We start from the raw sequence: 19,575 nt of genomic DNA, 5'->3' as shown, positions 1-19,575 counted from the left end.
GAGGTGTTCCTCATGAAAAGGGTCTTCATTTTTCTGTTATTGTTATGTGCTGTTCTTCTAATGGCTACCGAGTACTTTGTCGAAGATGCGGTTCTCACACCAGATTCAAATCCAGAAATTGGAGGCACCTTGAGGCTTGCTTTATCATCCACACCTGAATCTTTTTTGCTTTATGGAACACTTGATTCTGCTGCATATACGGTAGTTATGGGACCAATGTTTTCTACGCTTGTAGAAATGCATCCTGTGACGAACGAGATCAGACCTGCTCTGGCAAAATCCTGGACTGTGTCAGAAGATGGCAGGGAGGTTACATTCAAAATCAGAGAGGCTTACTGGTCTGATGGCACAGCAATCACGTCAGATGATGTAATATTCACCTTTGAGTATTTCGTGATGAATAGCTACGCACGCGGAAACTCTGTTGCCAGATTCACCATACCTGATGAAAAAGGTGAGAACAAACCTATAATCTGGCAAAAGATTGATGATAAGACCGTGAAAGCGATTTTACCTTCCTCCTATGGTCCATTTTTCACAGTGTTGTCGCATGTGTATATTTATCCGAAGCATAAACTTGAACCTTTGATTGACAAGAACGATCTTGGTTCGGTAAACAAACTGTGGTTGTCCAATACAGATCCAAAAGAGATAGTTGTTAATGGTCCTTATAAGCTCTCGCAGGTTATCACCGACCAAAAAATCGTTTTGGAAAGAAATCCATATTACTGGAAAGTTGACAGATTTGGAAACAGATTGCCATACTTTGACAGGGTTGAATATCTGATTGTAAGAGATGCGGAAGTCAGACTTGCGAAATTCATGGCAGGAGAGATCGATTTTATGGCGATCTCATCGAAAGATTATCCAATGTTGAAACAGCAAGAGCTCACAGGCAAAGCACCGTATAAAGTTTATGCAACTCAACCAAACCAGGCCACTCCAAGCCCTATACACATCTCGTTTAATTTTGATGTAGATGATCCACAGCTCAGAGAACTTTTTAGAACGCTTGAATTTAGAGAAGCCATGGAATATGCTCTGAACAGAGAAAGAATTATAGATGAAGTTTTCGCTGGACTTGCGATACCAGATGCGGGATTGATGCTTCCTTCAAACAAAGCTTTTTATAATCCAAAAATCGAGGAACTTCTCAGACCTTATGATTTGAAAAAGGCCAACGAGTTGCTTGACAAAATTGGTTTGAATAAGAAAGATAAAGATGGTTATAGACTGTTTTCGAATGGTAAAAGAGTAGAATTTAACCTGCTTGTGCAGAGTTCTCCACAAGAGTATCAGGATGTTGCAGTTATATTTGCTCAGGATCTCGAAAAAATCGGAATAAAGGTGAATTTACAGATACTGGATTCTTCTCTGGTTGGACAAATGTTTGGTGCTGGCAATTTCCAAGCTGGTGTCAGGGCATTTGGTAACCAGCCAGATCCGCAGCTAAGAAAAGCGATATGGCAACCAGGAACACAACTCTATTACTGGCACTACTCAACGATGGATAAGACAAAAACACCACCACAGCCTGTTTTCGAGAACATGTTCGATTGGGAAAAGAGAATCTGGGAACTGTTTGAAAAAGGTCAGGTTGAGATGGATCCAGCAAAAAGAAAAGTGTATTACGACGAATGGCAGGAACTTTATCATGTATATCTTCCTGTAATATTCGTTTGCAAGGGCATGAACATATGGGGTATAAACAACACCCTTGGAAATGCAGGCCTTACAGATGAAGGAATGATAGTGTTCACTGTCTGGACTGCATACAGGAAATAAGATAGCTTCCCCCGGGTCGGGGGAAGCTTTTTTGGAGGACTTGTCATGTGGTCATTCATTCTCAGGAGAGTATTGATAATGATTCCAATGATGTTTTTAATATCTATTGTGTGTTTTGTTGTGACGGAATTACAACCTGGGGATTTTCTGTCTCAGTATCTTGAAAATCCGAGGATATCACCTGAACAGATAGAGTCTCTGCGAAAAGAACTTGGACTTGATAAACCTGCATATGAAAGATATTTTATGTGGATAAAAAATATTGTGTTGAAAGGTGATTTTGGTTATTCTTTTTCTTATCAAAGACCTGTTGTTGAGTTAATATGGGAAAGACTTGGATGGACAGTTGCAATAGCCTTGTTTACCATAGTTTTTCAATGGTTGATAGCAATTCCAATGGGGATCTATTCTGCATTTCATCCCTACACTGCTGGCGATTATACCTTAACCGTTGTGGGTTTCATAGGTCTTTCTATACCTGAGTTTTTCATGGCGCTTGTTTTGATGTACCTGATACTCAAAGTAGGCGGCACAGCAGTTGGCGGGCTTTTTTCCCCACAATTTATAGGTGCTCCATGGAGCTGGGAAAAATTTGTGGATTTACTCAACCACATCTGGCTTCCAGTAATCGTCGTGGGGGTCAGTGGGCTTGCTGGTTTGATGAGAATAATGAGAGGAAACATGCTTGACATAATGGGATCACCCTTTGTCACATCACTGAGAGCAAGGGGATTAAGTGAGAAAGTTGTGAAAAGGCATATTATCAAAAATGCGCTGAACCCACTTGTCAGTATCGCTGGCATGGAATTGCCTAATATATTCAGCGGCACAATAATTGCTTCTATTGTTTTGAACCTGCCTACGATTGGTCCATTTTTTTACAACGCGCTGTTAAATCATGATCAGTATCTCGTTATGACATTTTTGATGTTTATAGCACTGATAACCCAAATTGGAAATCTATTAGCGGATATTGCCCTTGCAGTACTTGACCCGCGTATCAGGGTTAGTTGAGGTGAAAACTGCATGACAACGTGGAAAAGAGTACTTTCTCAATTTAAAAAACATAAACTCGGCGTGATAGGTTTCTGGATTTTGATTGTGATGTATTTGCTTGTTATATTTGCTGATTTCATTTCCCCATACAATTACAAAGAAACACACAGTAGATTCACAAACGCTCCTGTAACAAGGATACGAATAATCCACAATGGAGAGTTAAGATCACCTTTCATTTACGGTTTGAAAAAAACAAGAGATCCTGTAACTTTTATGGTTAGATATGAAGAGGATAAAACAAAGATTTATCCGATAAAATTCTTCGTCCGTGGTGAAAAATACAGATTTTGGGGGCTATTTGAAACAGATATTCATCTTTTTGGCATTCAAGCAAGTTCATCTGAAGCGATGCTCTTGCTCTTCGGTGCTGATAGATTTGGCAGAGATCTTTTTTCAAGAGTTTTGATGGGTGGTAGAGTATCACTCACTGTTGGCCTTGTTGGAACACTTATAAGTGTTGTAATCGGGGCTATTATGGGTGCCATATCTGGCTACTATGGCGGATGGATAGATGTTCTGATACAGAGATTTATAGAATTACTCAGATCTTTTCCAAGGATACCTCTCTGGCTTGCGCTTGCAGTAATTCTTCCTCCAAGCTGGCCGAGTACGTGGGTGTATTTTGGTATAGTAGTGGTTCTGTCCCTCATCGGGTGGATGGGAGTTGCAAGAGTGGTAAGAGGGATGGTGCTTAGTTTGAGAGAAAAAGAATTTGTTTTGGCAGCCAAAGTTGCAGGGGTATCCGATTTCAAAATTATAACAAGACATCTTATTCCAAACATAATGAGTTATCTCATAGTTGTTTCAACCCTTTCCATACCTGGAATGATTCTTGGTGAAAGTGCGATAAGTTTTCTTGGGCTTGGTATAAAAGAGCCAATGACAAGCTGGGGACTCTTACTAAAGCAGGCTCAATCTCTTTCAACTTTATCGACAAGCCCGTGGCTTTTAATACCGGGTATTTTTATAATGATTTCTGTTCTTGCCTTCAATTTTGTTGGAGATGCGCTCAGAGATGCACTTGATCCATACAGGGTGGTTGAAAAAATATGAAGAAAATTCTGCAGATTGAAAATTTAAAGACGTATTTCAGAACACCTGATGGAATCGTGAAAGCTGTGGATGGAATCTCATTTCACTTAAATGAGGCAGAAGTACTTGCTTTGGTTGGAGAATCTGGTTGTGGAAAATCTGTCACAGTTATGACTATACTTGGCCTTATTAAATGCCCACCTGCAATCGTGCAGGGAAGTATCAGATATGGTGAAATAGATTTGTTGAAACTTTCTAACGAAGAATACAGAAAAATCAGAGGAAAAAAGATTTCGATGATTTTTCAGGAACCCATGTCTTCTTTCGATCCTCTTTACACAGTTGGAAAACAAATGATGGAAGTTGCCATGGCACATCTTAATTGCAATCCAGATCAAGCCAGACAACTTTGTATAGATATGCTCAAAAAAGTACAGATACCCCTCGCAGAAAAAAGATTCGATGAGTATCCACACGAGATGAGCGGAGGGATGCTCCAGAGAATAATGATAGCCATGGCATTGTTGACAAATCCAGATGTATTGATAGCAGATGAGCCAACTACGGCTCTGGACGTCACTATTCAGGCCCAGGTTCTAAACCTTTTTAGGGACCTTCAAAGCACTTATAGAACATCTGTAATTTTTATAACCCATGATCTTGGGGTTGTCGCAGAATTGGCAAACAGAGTGCATGTTATGTACGCTGGAAAAATAGTAGAACGTGCGACAGTCGAACAAATTTTTAAAAGTCCAAAACATCCTTACACCAAAGGTTTATTGCGATCCCGCGTTAGAAGAGAGTACAAAGGAAAATTGCTGCCATATGTGCCCGGCTACGTCCCAAGTGCTACAAATTTTCCGAAAGGTTGTAGATTTCACCCGAGATGTGAGTATGCGAAAAATGTATGCATAGAGCAGGAACCACCTGAATTTTTCATTGACGGAACGGGTGTTTCGTGCTGGTTGTATGCAAGGAGCGATGAAAAGTGATCATTTCCTTGAAAAAAGTGAAAAAATATTTTCCAATAAGATCCGGGGTATTTTTGCAAATCAGTGGATGGGTAAGAGCGCTTGAAGAAATAGATCTTGAGATATGTGAAAACGAGACAGTTGGTGTTGTGGGTGAATCTGGCTGCGGGAAAACCACACTTGGTAGAGTTGTTGCAAAGATTCTTCAACCCACTGCCGGTGAGATAAATTTTTCCGGGGTCGATATTTCGAAAAAATTACCAAGACAGATTGAAAAGACTTTCAGGCGGAGTGTTCAGATGATCTTTCAAGATCCATTCAACTCACTTGATCCAAGAATGACTATTGCAGATGTTGTTAAAGAACCGTTAGAAGCGCATAATGTTTTTTCTTCTAAAAAAGAGCAGGAAGAATACATACGGGAATTGCTTTCAAAGGTTGGGTTGCATGGAGAGTACCTTTCCAGATATCCACACGAGTTTTCGGGTGGTCAACGCCAGAGAATAGCTATAGCACGCGCCATAGCACTCAAGCCAAAGCTAATAATATGCGATGAACCAACCTCGGCGCTTGATATATCTGTCCAGAGTCAGATAATAAATTTGCTTCAACAGTTGAGAGAGGAATATAAAATGTCTTATTTATTCATATCACACAACCTTGATGTGGTATATCACATGAGCGATAGATTGATAGTTATGTACTTAGGGAATGTGGTTGAGTGTGGAGAAGCAAGAGAAGTTTTTGAAAATCCGGTTCATCCTTATACGAAAGCATTGATGGAATCTACACCAAGCTGGAATCCGGAAGAAAAAAGGCTGTCCAGAATAAAACTCTCAGGTGAACCACCAAGTCCTGTTAATCCACCTGAAGGATGTCCATTTTCTACAAGATGCCCGGTTAAAATTGAGCGATGTGAGAAAGAAAAACCAGTATTACTCGGAAATAATCAACACAAAGTTGCATGTTTTATAGGTGAGGTGTGAAAAAATGGGTGAATTACAGCGCGTTTTTCGAAATGTTGATAGAATCGTTGAATCTGGTTTGAACAAAATTTACCCCGGATGTGTTGTGTTGATAGCAAGACCAGGCGAAATACTTTATAAAAATGCATATGGGACACTGGATTTTGAAAGAAAAACGAAAATTGATACGATCTATGATCTTGCGAGTGTGACAAAAGTTGTTGCAACTACAACAGCTGTTATGAAACTTTTCGCTGATGGATTCCTTCATTTGAGTGATACAGCCGGAAGGTTTTTGAATGTTGAAAAGCCAAAGGGAGATATAACAATTTTTCAATTTTTGACACACACATCTGGCATGCAGCCATACTCCGATTTATGGAGATTTTTGAATGGAAGAGAACTTCTTGAAGAAATAATAAGGATTCAACCTGTCAGCGAGCCGGGGAAAAGAATAGTTTACTCCTGCTTGAATTTTATAACATTGATGGCGATAGTTGAAAAAGTTGTGGAAATGCCGTTTGATAAATTTGTATATGGTATTTTTGATTCCCTTGGAATGAAGATTACCAGATTTTCCCCAGGATTTCACGAAAACATAGCCCCAACATCGATCAGAGACGGTAAAAGATTGATTGGTATGCCTGACGATGAACTTGCATATTACATGGGTGGTGTAAGTGGTAATGCTGGATTGTTTTCCAGTGTGGAAGATTTATATATTTTCATGGATTCTTTGTTATCAGGTAAGATAGTTCCTATGAACGTAGTTTCATTATTTACCCAGAAAATTGTTGAGGTAGGCGAGGGCAAAAGACACATAGGCTGGATGTGCCCGACAAGTGGTACGAGCAGCGGAGATATGCTTTCTGAAAAAGCTTTCGGTCACAGTGGGTTTACAGGAACAACTATTTGGTGCAGAGAAGACGGTCTGTTTGTAATTTTCTTGACAAACAAAGGATTCATAAAGAGGCACGAAGATGAAATTACGAGAATCAGAATATTGCTTCACAACGCTGTGTTCGGAGGGATAGAATGTACTGGGCCGATTTTTTGAAACTTTTAGATAAGAAAAAAAGAACTATTGCAGGATTGATGTCTGGTACAAGTGCAGATGGATTAGACATCGCCGTTGTTTCTTTTGATGGGGCATCGAGGGAAACGAAATTCAAGCTGCTGGATTTTAGAAGCTTCGACTATCCTGAAACATTCAAAAAGAGGATTATTGAAACCTACGATCCTTCAAAAAGTACTGTGAAGGATGTAACTTTCATGAACTTTGAGATAGCCAGAATTCATGCCGCTATGCTAAAGCAACTGTCCCAGGAAATTGATGCGATAGGCTATCACGGCCAGACTGTTTATCATCTTCCGGAAAATGGAGCAACTCTGCAAATAGGTGAAGCTGATGTAATTGCAGTAGAGACAAATCTACCAGTTATTCATTCTTTCAGAACAAAAGATGTTGCTCTGGGTGGTGAAGGAGCCCCTATAACTGCTTATTTTGACTGGGTGTTCTTTAAGAGACCACATACAGTTGTTTTAAACATAGGAGGAATTGCTAACATTACTTACATAAATGATGTAGTTTTAGCTTTCGATACAGGTCCTGGAAATTGCTTGATAGATTTGTATGTTAAAGAAAGTTTTGGGATACTTTTTGATAAAGATGGTGAACTTGCCAGAAGAGGGAAGGTAGACGATAAAATTTTGCATGAATTGATCCGCAGAGATCAGGAATATTTGAATAAAAGACCACCGAAAACTACTGGAAGAGAATGGTATAACGAGAGATTTATAGAAGGCGTTGAAAAAGGAAGTTTCGATGTTTTAAGAACTCTGACTTATTTTACTGCGTTCTGCGTTCATGAAAATATGAAAAGATATCTTCCAGAGGTGGAAAGAATATATGTTTTCGGTGGTGGAGCTTTTAACAAATTGCTGCTGGAAGATCTCATGAGATTTGGTTACAGGGTTTTTGTACCAAACAGAACATTCGCAAAAGCCAGAGAAGCAATCTGCATGGCGTTGCTCGCAAATGAATTTTTGAATGGAGTTACCACAGGTATGCCATCTGTTACCGGCGCAAAAAGACCAGCTGTGCTCGGTAAAATAGCCTTTCCGTGGTAAAATCACTGGTCTTTGTAAAAAATTTGATTTTCAAGTAATTGGTCTTCTGGAACATCTTTCCATATTCTGGCCGGGACGCCAATAACTATCTTTCTGGCAGGAACATTTTTCGTAACAACACTACCAGCAGCTACAAGGGCATCTTCTCCTATAACAATGCCTGGTAGAATGGTTGCGTTGGCTCCTATACGAGCCCCTTTTTTGATAAGAGGACCTTTGAAGTATTTTCTTCTCTCTTCTGTCCGACCAAGAAAGTTATCATTGGTGAATGTAACTTCAGGAGCTATGAAACAGTAGCTTTCTATTTCTGAAAAGGCTGTTATATAAGCATTTGTTTCTATTTTCACGTACTTTCCAACCTTGCATTTATTTTCAATGGTCACTCCTTTTCCAATAACTGTGTAGTCACCTATCTCAACCTCTTCTCTTATAACTGCGAGATCTCCTATAAAGACGTTGTCAGAAAGAACTGCACCAATGTACAGAATACAACCAGCGCCTATCGTAACATTGTTTTTAATTGTCAGAGGGGGTAGTTGTTTTTCAAATGTTGTGGAAGAAATTGAAGATCTGAAAGGTTTCTTGCCAAGCACAGTATTGTCGGAAATCACGCAATTTTTCCCAACAACTGTTTCTTTGTGAATTACAACGTTATTTCCAAGAACTGTTCCATCGCCAATCACTACATTATCTTCCACAACGACATTAAAACCCAGTTTCACATTCAGTCCTATTTTTGCATTTTTGGAAATCTTATTCACAATCATCACCGGCCTGCTTTTTCAACTATCCAATCAGAAAAGGATTTCAAAATACCTGAAGAATCAAGAAAATCAAGCACCGTGTATCTTTCCCTCAGCATATTTGAAAGATTAATTGCCTGTTTTATAACATCCCTGGAATAGTTTTTAAAAAGTTCCCCGACATCTATAACTTTACAGACATTTTTAAGCAGCGGAGAAAACCGCAGATAGGTTTTCTCGAGTGATTTTTTTATTTTATTCAGATTTGCAATTTTTACCATATTTTTGTTTCTGTATATCCGCAAGAAATTCTCTGCTTTTTTTGGCCCAAAAAGTTGAATCAGGGATCTTTTTTTCTCTTCCAGATTATCGCTGGATTTCTCGAGCGGTATATCTTCAAACAAAATTTCATATGCGTGAAGGGATATATATGTTCCCATAGCAACCTGTAATCCATGGAACAGTGGCAATTCTCCCCGGGCTTCATAAACCATCTCCAGAAAATGTGAAATCAGATGTTCTGATCCAGATGCAGGCCTTGAATTTCCCGCAACTGTGATGTTGAGCCCCGAGATCAACTGAGCTGTCATCAATTTTGAGACGAAATTTTTTTCCCTCTGGAAAATATTATTTACATCTTTCAACAATTCAAACAGCACATCTTCCAAATTGTTCCAGAAAAAATCACAAATGTATTCACCGGTTATATGGTGAGACAATAACCAGTCAAATCTTGCTATCACTTTTGCTGAGATATCTCCAATGCCAGCTCTTAAAAGATCGAGCGGGCAATTCCTCAAAATATCAATATCGAGAATAATTGTCCTGGGAGTTTTTGCGTCAAGAGTTTGTTTGATACCATTCACCATCAATGGGGCAGCAGATGAAGTGTAACCATCAACTGATGGAGCGGTTGGAACACAGGAAAATTCCTTTTTTGAAAGATAAGCAGCATATTTTGCAATATCTGTAAGGCTTCCAGACCCTATAGAGACAATCATATCTTCATTGCCTAAGATTTTCAGAACTTTATCAACATTTTCCACAGTTGCCGTTACTCTGCGAGGATCTGTCAGAGTAAGCACATTTTTTCCGGACAAATTTGATAGATTGGCTGTATTTTCATCTGCAACAAATAGGGATTTTTTGTTGGAAAAATATGTATTGCTGAATCTATCCCATACAATATTAACGCTTGGTATCGTGTGAATTTTTCCACAATTGCACTGAATCTTTTTCCCTAAAAGTTCGAGCAAGTTCTTCACCTGGCTTTAATTATACTTTATTTTCACATATTGATTATATAGTCTAAAAAGAATTGTTTCTGTAAGGCAAAGGTGAATTTAGAATGTGAGTTTTGGTGATTACGATGGTATAATCGACTTAGATTTGTGAATTTATTAACAGGAGGTGAAGCAGTTGCCTGATACTTGCACTACAGGAGAGCGTCTCTTCAAAGAGTTGGATGAGTACATAGCTTCAACAGGAGCAAAACCAGACAAGCTCATCTCGGTTCTTCAGAAAGCGCAGGAACTTTTCGGGTATCTCTCACCCGAGGTACAGAATCACATAGCAGAGATGCTAAAAATTCCTGTTTCACAAGTTTATGGTGTCGTGACATTTTACAACTTTTTTTCAACAAGACCAAAGGGCAAGGTGCAGGTCAAAGTTTGCCTTGGCACTGCCTGTTACGTAAAGGGCGCAGACAGAATATTTGAAAGATTTCTTGAAGAACTTGCTACTTCAGCTGAAGAGCCAACCAAAGATGGTCAGTTCTCAGTACATGCAGTCAGATGCCTTGGAGCTTGCAGTATGGCTCCGGTGGTACTTGTCGGTGAAAAAGATTTCTATGGAAGAGTCAAGCCAGACATGGTTCCGAGGATTATTGAAAAATACAGGGAGGTGAACAAATAGATGAGCAAAATAAAATCTCTTGAAGAACTTATGAAGATCAAAGAAAAAGCAATAAAAGAACTTCAGCTCAGAGATGCAGGCAAAAGAGGAAAAATCACAGTGGCAATGGGAACATGTGGAATTGCAGCTGGAGCAAAAGATACTCTGAAAGCGATCGTCGAAGCGCTTGATGAGAATAACATTAATGACATAGCAGTTGTTCAATCTGGATGCATGGGACTTTGTGAAGTAGAACCAACCGTTGAAGTGAGGATTGAGGGTCAGGAGCCAGTTGTTTATGGACATGTCAATTCAGAGAATGCCAAGAGAATCGTCAAGCTTCATATAATGTCAAATCAAGTCGTGACAGATCTTTTGGTTAGAAAAGGGGAAATATAAGAAGAGGTGATCTGAGTGCCGTTGACTGCAACCACAGTACTTATTTGTGCAGGAGGAGCTTGTATCTCCGCTGGTGAGGAAAGTGTCAAGCAGGCTCTTGAAAGTGAGATAGAGAAGTATGCGTTGAGCGAGGTTGTTAGGGTTGTTGAAACCGGGTGCATGGGTGCGTGCAGCCTTGGTCCATTGATGGTTATTTATCCTGAAGGCGTATTTTATCAAAAATTGACGCCTCAGGCAGCCAGGAGAATTGTAGAGGAACACATTTTGAAAGGAAGAATTGTCAAAGAACATCTTTACAAGATGCCTACAGGTGAAACAGTACCGGAGGCCGTCGAAAAGCTGCCTTTTTTTGCAAGACAGGTGAAAATTGCTACACGAAATGTCGGATACATAGATCCTATGAACATAGAGGAGTATATAGCCAGGGATGGCTATTTTGCTCTGGCAAAAGTTTTAAAGCATATGAGTCCGGACCAGGTTGTTGAGGAAGTAAAAAAGAGTGGGCTCCGTGGTAGAGGTGGTGCAGGCTTTCCAACCGGACTCAAATGGGAACTCACCAGAAAGTCAAAAGGAGAGAAAAAATATATCATCTGCAACGCAGACGAGGGAGATCCAGGAGCGTTCATGGATCGATCTGTGCTTGAAGGTGACCCCCACACAATCCTCGAGGCAATGGCGATAGCTGGTTATGCAATAGGAGCAAATCAAGGATACATATATGTTCGTGCGGAATACCCGCTCGCTATTGAGAGACTAAATGCAGCAATATCTCAGGCAAAAGAATACGGTTTTCTTGGCGAAAATATAATGGATAGCAATTTTGGCTTTGATATTGAGATAAGAATAGGAGCAGGAGCTTTTGTTTGTGGAGAAGAAACCGCTTTGATAGCTTCAATTGAAGGTAAAAGGGGTCAACCGAGGGTGAAACCTCCATATCCAGCTCAAAGTGGTGTTTGGGGATGTCCTACAGTGATCAACAATGTTGAAACGCTTGCCTGTATCCCACCAATAATAATAAAGGGAGCAGACTGGTTCAGAAGTATAGGGACTGAAAAATCCCCTGGTACCAAGGTTTTCGCTCTCGCTGGAAAAATAACCAACACAGGCTTAGTAGAAGTTCCCATGGGGATAACGCTTAAGGAGCTTTTGTATGAAATAGGTGGAGGTTCGTCAACTGGAAAGAAAATCAAAGCAGTTCAAACAGGTGGGCCAAGCGGTGGTTGTATACCTTCGGATTATTTTGACACACCTGTTGATTACGAATCTCTTCAAAAGCTTGGGGCTATTATGGGATCTGGCGGAATGATTGTTATGGATGAAGATGATTGTATGGTTGATGTAGCCAGATTTTTCCTGGAGTTTACTGTTGACGAATCCTGTGGAAAATGCACACCATGCAGAGAAGGTACAAGACAGATGCTGAAAATTCTGGATAAGATAACTTCGGGCGAAGGAACTGAAAGGGATCTGGAAGAACTCGAAAGACTTGCAAATGTGATAAAAGATACGTCATTGTGTGGTCTTGGGCAAACTGCGCCCAATCCTGTTTTGAGCACTTTACAGTATTATCGCGATGAATATGAAGCACATGTCAAAGAAAAGAGATGCCCTGCGTTAAAATGCAAGAACTTGATAAGATACGTGATAGATTCTGCAAAATGTGTTGGCTGCACAGCTTGCGCGAGAGTCTGTCCTGTGAATGCTATATCAGGCGAGATCAGAAAGACTCATGTTATAGACAACGATATCTGTATAAGATGTGGTAGCTGCATTGAGGTTTGCAGGTTCGGTGCTATAAGCAAAGTATCGCCATAAGAAGGAGGCATTTTCATGATTGATCGTGAGAAGGTGTGCGCGCTTATCAAAGAGGTTAGCTCTCAGTCTCTTGAAGAAAGAGATATACTCATTAACATATTGCATCGAATTCAGGATCATTTTGGAAATTACATACCCCCGGAAGCAGCTGAAATAGTTGCTGAAGAGCTCAATGTTCCACCATCTAAGGTTTATGAGGTTCTGACTTTTTACACAATGTTCTCTACGAAGCCACGTGGAAGGTATGTCATAAGAGTGTGTGTCAATTTACCATGCCATGTTACGGGAGGAAGGGAAATTGTTAAAACAATTCAAGAGATGCTCAATGTGAAATTTGGTGAAACAACGGAAGATGGACTGTTCACGCTTGAAACTACAAGTTGTTTAGGTCTATGTGGCGTGGCTCCTGTTATCATGATAAATGATCAATATTATGGTGATCTTACTGTCAAAAAAATCAGAGAAATTATCGAAAGCCTTCGCCAGGGTGGTGAGAAGCAATGAAACCTATGCTTGTACTCGTTTCAGTTGATTCAAACAGTGTTTTACTTGGTGCAAGGCAGTTTGTTAACTACTTGAGAGAGCTTGTGGAAAAATACAACCTGAAAGACACAGTGGATGTTCTTGAGACAGGTTCAATGGGTGTTTATACTCAAGGAGTTGTAATGGCTGTCTTCCCGGATGATGTTTATTATTCAGTTAATACAGTTTCCGATGTAGAAAAAATAGCTATGGAACACCTTTTGAAAGGTAGAGTGGTGCTTTCTTTAGAAATACCCAGAGAGAAACTGAAATTGGTCGTTGAAAAAGAAAAAGTCAGCGCTGAAACAAGAATTGTTTTGAGGAACGTGGGATTAATAGACCCAAAGAACATAGATGAATACATAGCGAGAGATGGTTATTTCGCATTACACAGAGTCTTGAAAGAAATGAAACCCAATCAGGTAATAGATTGGGTAAAAGAATCTGGTCTTCGTGGTAGAGGTGGTGCCGGTTTTCCCACAGGGCTCAAATGGGATTTGACAGCGAAAGTTCAAGCCGATCAGAAGTATGTTGTATGTAACGCAGACGAAGGAGAACCAGGTACTTTCAAGGACAGATTGATAATGGAAGGGGATCCACATTCTGTTATTGAAGCGATGGTGATTTGTGGCTATGCAGTTGGAGCAACTAAGGGATACATATATATAAGAGGTGAGTATTACGGTTCTGTAGAAAATATCCAGAAAGCGATAAAAGATGCTTACGAGTATGGATTTCTTGGAAAAGACATAATGGGAAGTGGATTTGATTTTGACCTCGTTGTGAGACTTGGTGCGGGCGCATATATATGTGGTGAAGAAACAGCCTTGCTTGAATCGATCGAAGGAAAATCTGGCAGACCAAGGTTAAAACCGCCATATCCACCAACAAATGGTTTGTTCGGCAAACCGACTGTGATAAACAACGTTGAAACTTTTGCAAATATCCCGCCCATTATCCAAAATGACCCGGGCTGGTTTAAGTCTTTTGGAACACCTTCTTCTCCAGGAACGAAGGTTTTCTCGCTTGTTGGTAATGTTGTCAGACGTGGAATAGTTGAAGTTCCAATGGGCGTGACTGTTCGTGATTTAATTTACAGATTTGGTGGAGGTCTCGTTGGCGGCAAGCAACTTTACATGGTACAGACTGGCGGAACAGCTGGAACATTTGTTGGTGTAGACAAACTTGATGTAGCGCTTGACTATGACTCTTTCAAGAATCATGGTGTATCCATAGGATCTGGCGTCATACTGGCAATGTCGGAAGATACCTGTCCTGTTGACGTGGCATTAAATACGATGATGTTCTTTGAGCACGAATCTTGTGGAAAGTGCACACCCTGTAGAGAAGGCACAAGACTATCTGTGCAAATACTTGAGAGAATGAGTAAGGGCCAGGGTAAAGAAGAAGACCTTGAAACGCTCAGAAAAATAGCCATTATCACACAGGAAGCTTCTCTCTGTGGGCTTGGCCAAAGTATAAACGTGCCCTTGCTATCTATTTTAAACAATTTTGAACATGATTTTCTGAGCCATGTTGGCGTTGAGAAATGCCCCCATGGAGTCTGTAATTTTGTCAAGCCTCAGAAGAAGGTTCGTATTTAGCTTGCTTGAGGTGCTCGAATTGTTCGAGCACCTCTTCTATCATGAGAAAGTCTTTGAAATTCTCGCTCAGCTGATATAAATAACTGTTCCCATGTCTTTTTCTCACCAGAATTCCGGATTTGTGCAGAAATCTCACGATGGCAGAAGAATCTTTGCCTCTCATTTCATTTAACGATTGAACCGTTGAAGGACCGTTGAGTATTATTGCGGCTACTATTTCCATCTGTGCGGCAGAAAGTTTTGAATAAATTGTTTTACCAATTTTTTTCACGAACTCTGAATATTCAGGTTTTGTGTAGAATCTATAAACATCTCCTATCTTCTTAAGCTCCACGCCATGTTCTTCTCCGCCGTAGTGCCGGGATAATTCATAAAGAGCCTTTTCAGCCTGTTCTTCTGTTATTTCTGCTATTTTTGCAAGTTGCTGTACTGTCATGCCTTTTGATGCAAATATAAGTGCCTCCATTATGGCATTAAGCTTCAAACCCATTCCCCCTCAAGATAAAATCATTCTCTTTCTCAAAAAGTGAGATTTTTTTGAAAAAAATGAGTTCCAGTATAGCAAGAAAATATATTATCAATTGGTAGCGATCTTCGGCTTTTTTTAAAATATCGTAGAGATTTATTTCCTGATCTTTTGACAAATTTTCCAGTATATTTTCCATTGCCTGTTCAACTGTCATCGATTGTTTTCTAATTTTGTAGACGGCTTTTTTTATGCTGATCTCCTGTAAAGCTGATTGAAGGACAAGGGTTAGTTTTTCATGTTCTATTTGAGGTAGGGCAGCCAGACGGACCGCTTTCCTTCCAGCCATACTTTTAACTCTATTCTGAAGGTCTTCACTGAGTTGCTTTATTTGTTCATAAAGTTCCAGCCTCCTGTATATATCTTCTTCGCGTTTTTTCAGTTCTTTAACTTCTTTTTCGCTCAAAGCAGGTATCATGTATCTGGCTTTGATTTCCATAAGTTGCGTTGCTGTGGTGAGAAAATCAGATGTGATATTCAGATCGAGTTTTTTCATCTGCTCTACATGTTCAATGAATTCATCTGCTAACTGCGAAATAGAAATCTCGCGCACATTTATTTTGCGCCTTCTGACCAGGTAAAGTAGTAAATCAAGTGGACCTTCAAATTCCTGCAAACGAAATACTAATTCCAGAAGATCACCTCAAAATAAGAGATGCATTTTTTCTCGGACGAGATTCATCGTATTTTGAGCAACAAATCTTGCCCTTTTGTTACCTTCCTCCATAATATCATCAACGTAATGTGGATCAGAATCTATTTTCGCATAGCCAATCCAGATTGGTTCAAGTTCTTTCTTCATATTTTTAATGAGCAGTTTTTTGCAATCAATGCAGCCTATCTTTGCTTTCGTACATCCTTCAATAACCCATTGGCTTTCTTCGTCATTAATCTCAAAAGCTTTATGGTAATCCCATACGGGGCATTTCTCGGGGTTTCCAGGATCTGTTCTCCTCTTTCTTGCCGGATCAGTCATCATTGGCAGTATAGATTTTTCAAGGTTGCTCAAAGTATTTTCAAGTGGTATTGTATTTCCATAACTCTTGCTCATTTTTCTGCCATCAGTACCCGGTAATTTCGGGATTATCGATAAAAGAGTTTTTGGTTCTGGAAATGTTTCACCGTATATATAATTGAATCTTCTCGCTATTTCTCTGGTTAATTCAACATGATAAGTCTGATCTTCGCCAACTGGCACACCTTCAGCCAGATACATGAGTATATCAGCTGCTTGCAAAACTGGATAAAGTAGAAATCCTGCATTTGATAGATCTTTATCTGAAAGTTGTTGACGCATTTCTTTGTATGTTGGGACTCTTTCAAGCCAGGATATGGGGACTATCATAGAGAATAAAAGAGCAAGTTCAGAATGTTCCTTTATGGCAGATTGAACGAAGAGAATTGATTTTTCTGGATTAAGGCCGCAGGCGAGAAAAGATCTCATAACTTCTCTTGTGAAAGTTTTTAGTTCATCAGTTTCTGAATAAGCCGTGGTTAAAGCATGCCAATCTGCAACAAAATAAAAACACTCATTTCCCTCTTCTTGAAGTTTTTTCCAATTTTTCAACGCACCTATATAATTACCAACATGTGGTTTGCCCGTTGGTCTAACGCCACTTAAGATCCTCAATTACTATCACCTCTCGATGCATTTTTAGCAACTCTGTTCATAAGTACTGAAGTAGTGACAAGTCCTACTCCCCCAGGCACCGGTGTTAAGTATGCTATTTCCTGAACCGATTGTTCAACATCACCAGCTATCTTTCCGTCGAGAATATTTATTCCAACATCTATTACAACTGCTTCTTCTTTAACCATATCTTTTTTAAGAAAACCTGCCTTCCCAACTGCAACAATTATTATGTCTGCCTTTTTTGTTATCGATGGTATGTCTCTGGTTTTGCTGTGGCATACCGTTACAGTTGCACTTCGATCACGTCTTAGAAGCATTATTGCTGCTGGTTGACCCACAGTTGTGCTCCTGCCTATGATCACTACCTGTTTTCCGGTTACGCTGGTAACCGAAGTCAAAATTCGAACAACAGCAGTTGCAGTACATGGTGCAAAATCTTCTTTCCCATATATGAGGTATCCCATGTTGAGTGGATTTCTTCCTTCTATATCTTTTTCCGGATCCACCAATTTGGCTATTTCCATTTCATTTATCCCTGCAGGCAGAGGGTGCGAGACGAAAATACCATGAACAGAACTATCTTTTGATGCATTCAGTATGTCTGATTTCAGATCATCAACAGAATCAAGCACCCTTGTCTCGTATTCTATGCCAAGTGATCGGGCTTTTTTTTGCTGGCTTTTCAGATAAGATATGGTTCCAGAATCTGGATTAATTGTAAAGCTGACGAGCTTAGGCTTTGTCTTGCATATAGTTAGAAGTTTCAGGGTTTCTTCATCAATTTCTTTCGAAATGGACCTGCAATCTATAATCATGCAATCAGCTCCTAAAACAGGCCTGTGATATTTCCTTTTTCATCAATGTCAATGTTCACTGCGTTAGGTTTTTTTCCAAGTCCGGGCATCAACATAATTTCTCCGCTGATGGCAACAATGAAACCCGCTCCCGAGGAAAGTTTGAAGTTTCTGACGTTGAATACATAACCATCTGGAGCACCAAGTTTAGATGGATCGTCGGATATCGAGTATTGGGTTTTTGCAACTATTACTGGAAGGTTTGATAGACCAGCTTTTTCAATCTGCTTCAAAGAAGTGATAGCTTCTTTCGAAAATGAGACATCTTTTGCACGATATATTTCTGTGGCGAGGATTTTTATTTTTTCTTCAACGGGTGAATCCCATTTATAGATGGGGCTGAATTTTGATTCGTCTGCAACTTCAATTACCTTTTTTGCCAGATCTATCGCTCCTTCACTACCTTTTGCAAAGGCCTCGTTTAAAGAGATTTTCGTTCCGAGTTTCTCAACAGTGTTTACAACTAAATCGAGCTCTCGCTCGGTATCTGTTGCAAATCTGTTCAATGCTACTACCACAGGCACATTGAATTTTTTGACATTTTCGATATGGATCTTCAAATTTTCTATACCTTTCTTAATTGCCTCGAGGTTCTCGTTTTCTAAATCTTTCAGTGGAACACCACCATGATATTTTATTGCTCTCACTGTTGCCACTATTACCGCTACCGATGGCTTCAAATCAGCTGCCGGGGAAACAAAATCAAAGAATTTTTCTGCACCGAGATCAGAGCCGAATCCGCTTTCTGTGACTACGTAATCTGAAAGACCAAGAGCCATTTTTGTTGCAATTATAGAATTAGTACCATGTGCAATATTTGCAAATGGTCCCCCATGAATGAAAGCGGGAGTATTCTCAATTGTTTGAACGAGGTTTGGATTTATAGCATCTTTCAAAATAACTGCTATTGCCCCTTCTATGCCAAGCTCGTGCACAGTCACTGGTTTTCCATTCTTTGACCATCCTATAACAATATTCCCCACGCGATTTTTGAGGTCCTGCAGATCCTTAGATAAACATAAAATAGCCATTATTTCTGAAGCAGCAGTTATGACAAAACCATCTTCCCTCGGATAACCATTGGCATGTCCACCAAGTGCAATGACAATGTTTCTAAGGGCACGATCATTCATGTCTATTGCTCTTGGCCACGTTATTTTTGTTAAGTCGATATCAAGGTCGTTCCCAAAACGTATGTGAGAATCTATGACAGCTGATATAAGGTTATGAGCAGTTCCAACAGCATGAATGTCCCCAGTAAAGTGAAGGTTTATGTCTTCCATTGGAAGAACTTGAGAATATCCTCCCCCGGCTGCACCACCCTTTATGCCAAATACAGGACCCAGAGACGGTTCTCTTAAAGTCACAATGGATCTATGCCCTATTTTATTAAGCGCCATTGACAGGCCTATGCTTGTTGTTGTCTTACCTTCTCCGGCGGGCGTTGGTGTCATAGCAGTTACCAGAATGAGTTTACCTTTTCGAATGTTGAGATTTTTGAGAAAACTATGAGAGATTTTTGCCATAAATTTACCATAACTATTCAAAAAATCTCCAGGTATTGATAAATTCTTTGCAATATTCATTACTGGTTCCAGTTTTGCAGACCGCGCTATTTCTATATCACTCAGCATGATTAACTCC

The 19,575-nt window shown here is 39.9% G+C and carries 19 protein-coding genes; 12 read left to right on the top strand and 7 right to left on the bottom strand.

Going from position 1 to position 19,575, the window contains the following annotated elements; genetic code table 11:
- Positions 1-12 precede the first annotated feature (12 nt).
- From TLET_RS07860 to TLET_RS07830, 7 genes are read left to right on the top strand one after another with little or no spacing between them, the layout of a single operon-like run.
- Entirely contained in the window at positions 13-1,785 is a 1,773-nt protein-coding gene (locus TLET_RS07860) for an ABC transporter substrate-binding protein (RefSeq protein ID WP_012003563.1), read from the top strand.
- A gap of 45 nt (positions 1,786-1,830) precedes the next feature.
- A complete protein-coding gene (locus TLET_RS07855; protein ID WP_012003562.1) occupies positions 1,831-2,799 on the top strand; it encodes an ABC transporter permease in 969 nt (322 codons plus the stop codon).
- 12 nt (positions 2,800-2,811) lie between these two features.
- Complete coding sequence (locus TLET_RS07850) at positions 2,812-3,897, top strand: ABC transporter permease (protein WP_012003561.1); 1,086 nt, start codon at positions 2,812-2,814, stop codon at positions 3,895-3,897.
- The gene (locus TLET_RS07845) at positions 3,894-4,868 is read left to right on the top strand and encodes an ABC transporter ATP-binding protein (RefSeq protein WP_012003560.1); all 975 of its coding nucleotides are present in this window, start codon (positions 3,894-3,896) and stop codon (positions 4,866-4,868) included. The genes TLET_RS07850 and TLET_RS07845 overlap by 4 nt, the downstream gene beginning before the upstream one ends.
- Positions 4,865-5,833 (top strand): ABC transporter ATP-binding protein, encoded by a 969-nt coding sequence (locus TLET_RS07840; RefSeq protein ID WP_012003559.1) that lies wholly within the window; start codon positions 4,865-4,867, stop codon positions 5,831-5,833. The genes TLET_RS07845 and TLET_RS07840 overlap by 4 nt, the downstream gene beginning before the upstream one ends.
- Positions 5,834-5,837: 4 nt before the next feature.
- Positions 5,838-6,869 (top strand): serine hydrolase domain-containing protein, encoded by a 1,032-nt coding sequence (locus tag TLET_RS07835; RefSeq protein WP_012003558.1) that lies wholly within the window; start codon positions 5,838-5,840, stop codon positions 6,867-6,869.
- The gene (locus tag TLET_RS07830; protein ID WP_012003557.1) at positions 6,848-7,942 is read left to right on the top strand and encodes an anhydro-N-acetylmuramic acid kinase; all 1,095 of its coding nucleotides are present in this window, start codon (positions 6,848-6,850) and stop codon (positions 7,940-7,942) included. Before TLET_RS07835 ends, TLET_RS07830 begins: the two co-directional genes overlap by 22 nt.
- 2 nt (positions 7,943-7,944) lie before the next feature.
- Here TLET_RS07830 and TLET_RS07825 read toward each other — a convergent pair whose 3' ends face one another.
- Both TLET_RS07825 and TLET_RS07820 read right to left on the bottom strand, forming a co-directional pair.
- Positions 7,945-8,703, bottom strand: coding sequence for an acyltransferase (locus TLET_RS07825; protein ID WP_012003556.1), 759 nt, complete (start codon positions 8,701-8,703; stop codon positions 7,945-7,947).
- 5 nt (positions 8,704-8,708) lie between these two features.
- A complete protein-coding gene (locus TLET_RS07820; RefSeq protein WP_148202150.1) occupies positions 8,709-9,950 on the bottom strand; it encodes a sn-glycerol-1-phosphate dehydrogenase in 1,242 nt (413 codons plus the stop codon).
- A gap of 154 nt (positions 9,951-10,104) precedes the next feature.
- On the opposite strand from TLET_RS07820, the gene TLET_RS07815 reads away from it, so the two are divergent.
- The 5 genes from TLET_RS07815 to nuoF (TLET_RS07795) are packed head-to-tail and all read left to right on the top strand — an operon-like array spanning position 10,105 to position 14,918.
- Positions 10,105-10,599, top strand: coding sequence for an NADH-quinone oxidoreductase subunit NuoE family protein (locus TLET_RS07815; RefSeq protein WP_012003554.1), 495 nt, complete (start codon positions 10,105-10,107; stop codon positions 10,597-10,599).
- Positions 10,600-10,977, top strand: coding sequence for a (2Fe-2S) ferredoxin domain-containing protein (locus TLET_RS07810; RefSeq protein WP_012003553.1), 378 nt, complete (start codon positions 10,600-10,602; stop codon positions 10,975-10,977).
- A 15-nt stretch (positions 10,978-10,992) separates the two neighbouring features.
- Positions 10,993-12,792, top strand: a complete 1,800-nt coding sequence (gene nuoF, locus TLET_RS07805) for an NADH-quinone oxidoreductase subunit NuoF (RefSeq protein ID WP_012003552.1) — start codon at positions 10,993-10,995, stop codon at positions 12,790-12,792.
- A gap of 15 nt (positions 12,793-12,807) precedes the next feature.
- Complete coding sequence (gene nuoE, locus TLET_RS07800; protein ID WP_012003551.1) at positions 12,808-13,296, top strand: NADH-quinone oxidoreductase subunit NuoE; 489 nt, start codon at positions 12,808-12,810, stop codon at positions 13,294-13,296.
- Complete coding sequence (gene nuoF / locus TLET_RS07795; RefSeq protein WP_012003550.1) at positions 13,293-14,918, top strand: NADH-quinone oxidoreductase subunit NuoF; 1,626 nt, start codon at positions 13,293-13,295, stop codon at positions 14,916-14,918. Before nuoE ends, nuoF (TLET_RS07795) begins: the two co-directional genes overlap by 4 nt.
- On the opposite strand, the gene scpB is transcribed toward nuoF (TLET_RS07795), so the two are convergent.
- The 5 genes from scpB to TLET_RS07770 are packed head-to-tail and all read right to left on the bottom strand — an operon-like array spanning position 14,890 to position 19,565.
- Entirely contained in the window at positions 14,890-15,408 is a 519-nt protein-coding gene (gene scpB, locus TLET_RS07790; RefSeq protein ID WP_012003549.1) for an SMC-Scp complex subunit ScpB, read from the bottom strand. The two genes, nuoF (TLET_RS07795) and scpB, sit on opposite strands and share 29 nt — an antisense overlap.
- The gene (locus TLET_RS07785; RefSeq protein WP_012003548.1) at positions 15,392-16,060 is read right to left on the bottom strand and encodes a segregation and condensation protein A; all 669 of its coding nucleotides are present in this window, start codon (positions 16,058-16,060) and stop codon (positions 15,392-15,394) included. Before TLET_RS07785 ends, scpB begins: the two co-directional genes overlap by 17 nt.
- Before the next feature lie 27 nt (positions 16,061-16,087).
- Positions 16,088-17,074 (bottom strand): tryptophan--tRNA ligase, encoded by a 987-nt coding sequence (gene trpS / locus TLET_RS07780; protein WP_012003547.1) that lies wholly within the window; start codon positions 17,072-17,074, stop codon positions 16,088-16,090.
- Positions 17,071-17,892: a bifunctional 5,10-methylenetetrahydrofolate dehydrogenase/5,10-methenyltetrahydrofolate cyclohydrolase gene (locus TLET_RS07775; protein WP_012003546.1), complete on the bottom strand. Its 822-nt coding sequence runs from the start codon at positions 17,890-17,892 to the stop codon at positions 17,071-17,073. The genes trpS and TLET_RS07775 overlap by 4 nt, the downstream gene beginning before the upstream one ends.
- An 11-nt stretch (positions 17,893-17,903) precedes the next feature.
- Positions 17,904-19,565, bottom strand: coding sequence for a formate--tetrahydrofolate ligase (locus tag TLET_RS07770; RefSeq protein WP_012003545.1), 1,662 nt, complete (start codon positions 19,563-19,565; stop codon positions 17,904-17,906).
- Positions 19,566-19,575 lie beyond the last annotated feature (10 nt).

Source organism: Pseudothermotoga lettingae TMO (assembly GCF_000017865.1).
Taxonomy (GTDB): domain Bacteria; phylum Thermotogota; class Thermotogae; order Thermotogales; family DSM-5069; genus Pseudothermotoga_B; species Pseudothermotoga_B elfii.
Note: the sequence above shows the minus strand (reverse complement) of the source record. Positions and strands in the feature narration are given on the sequence as shown.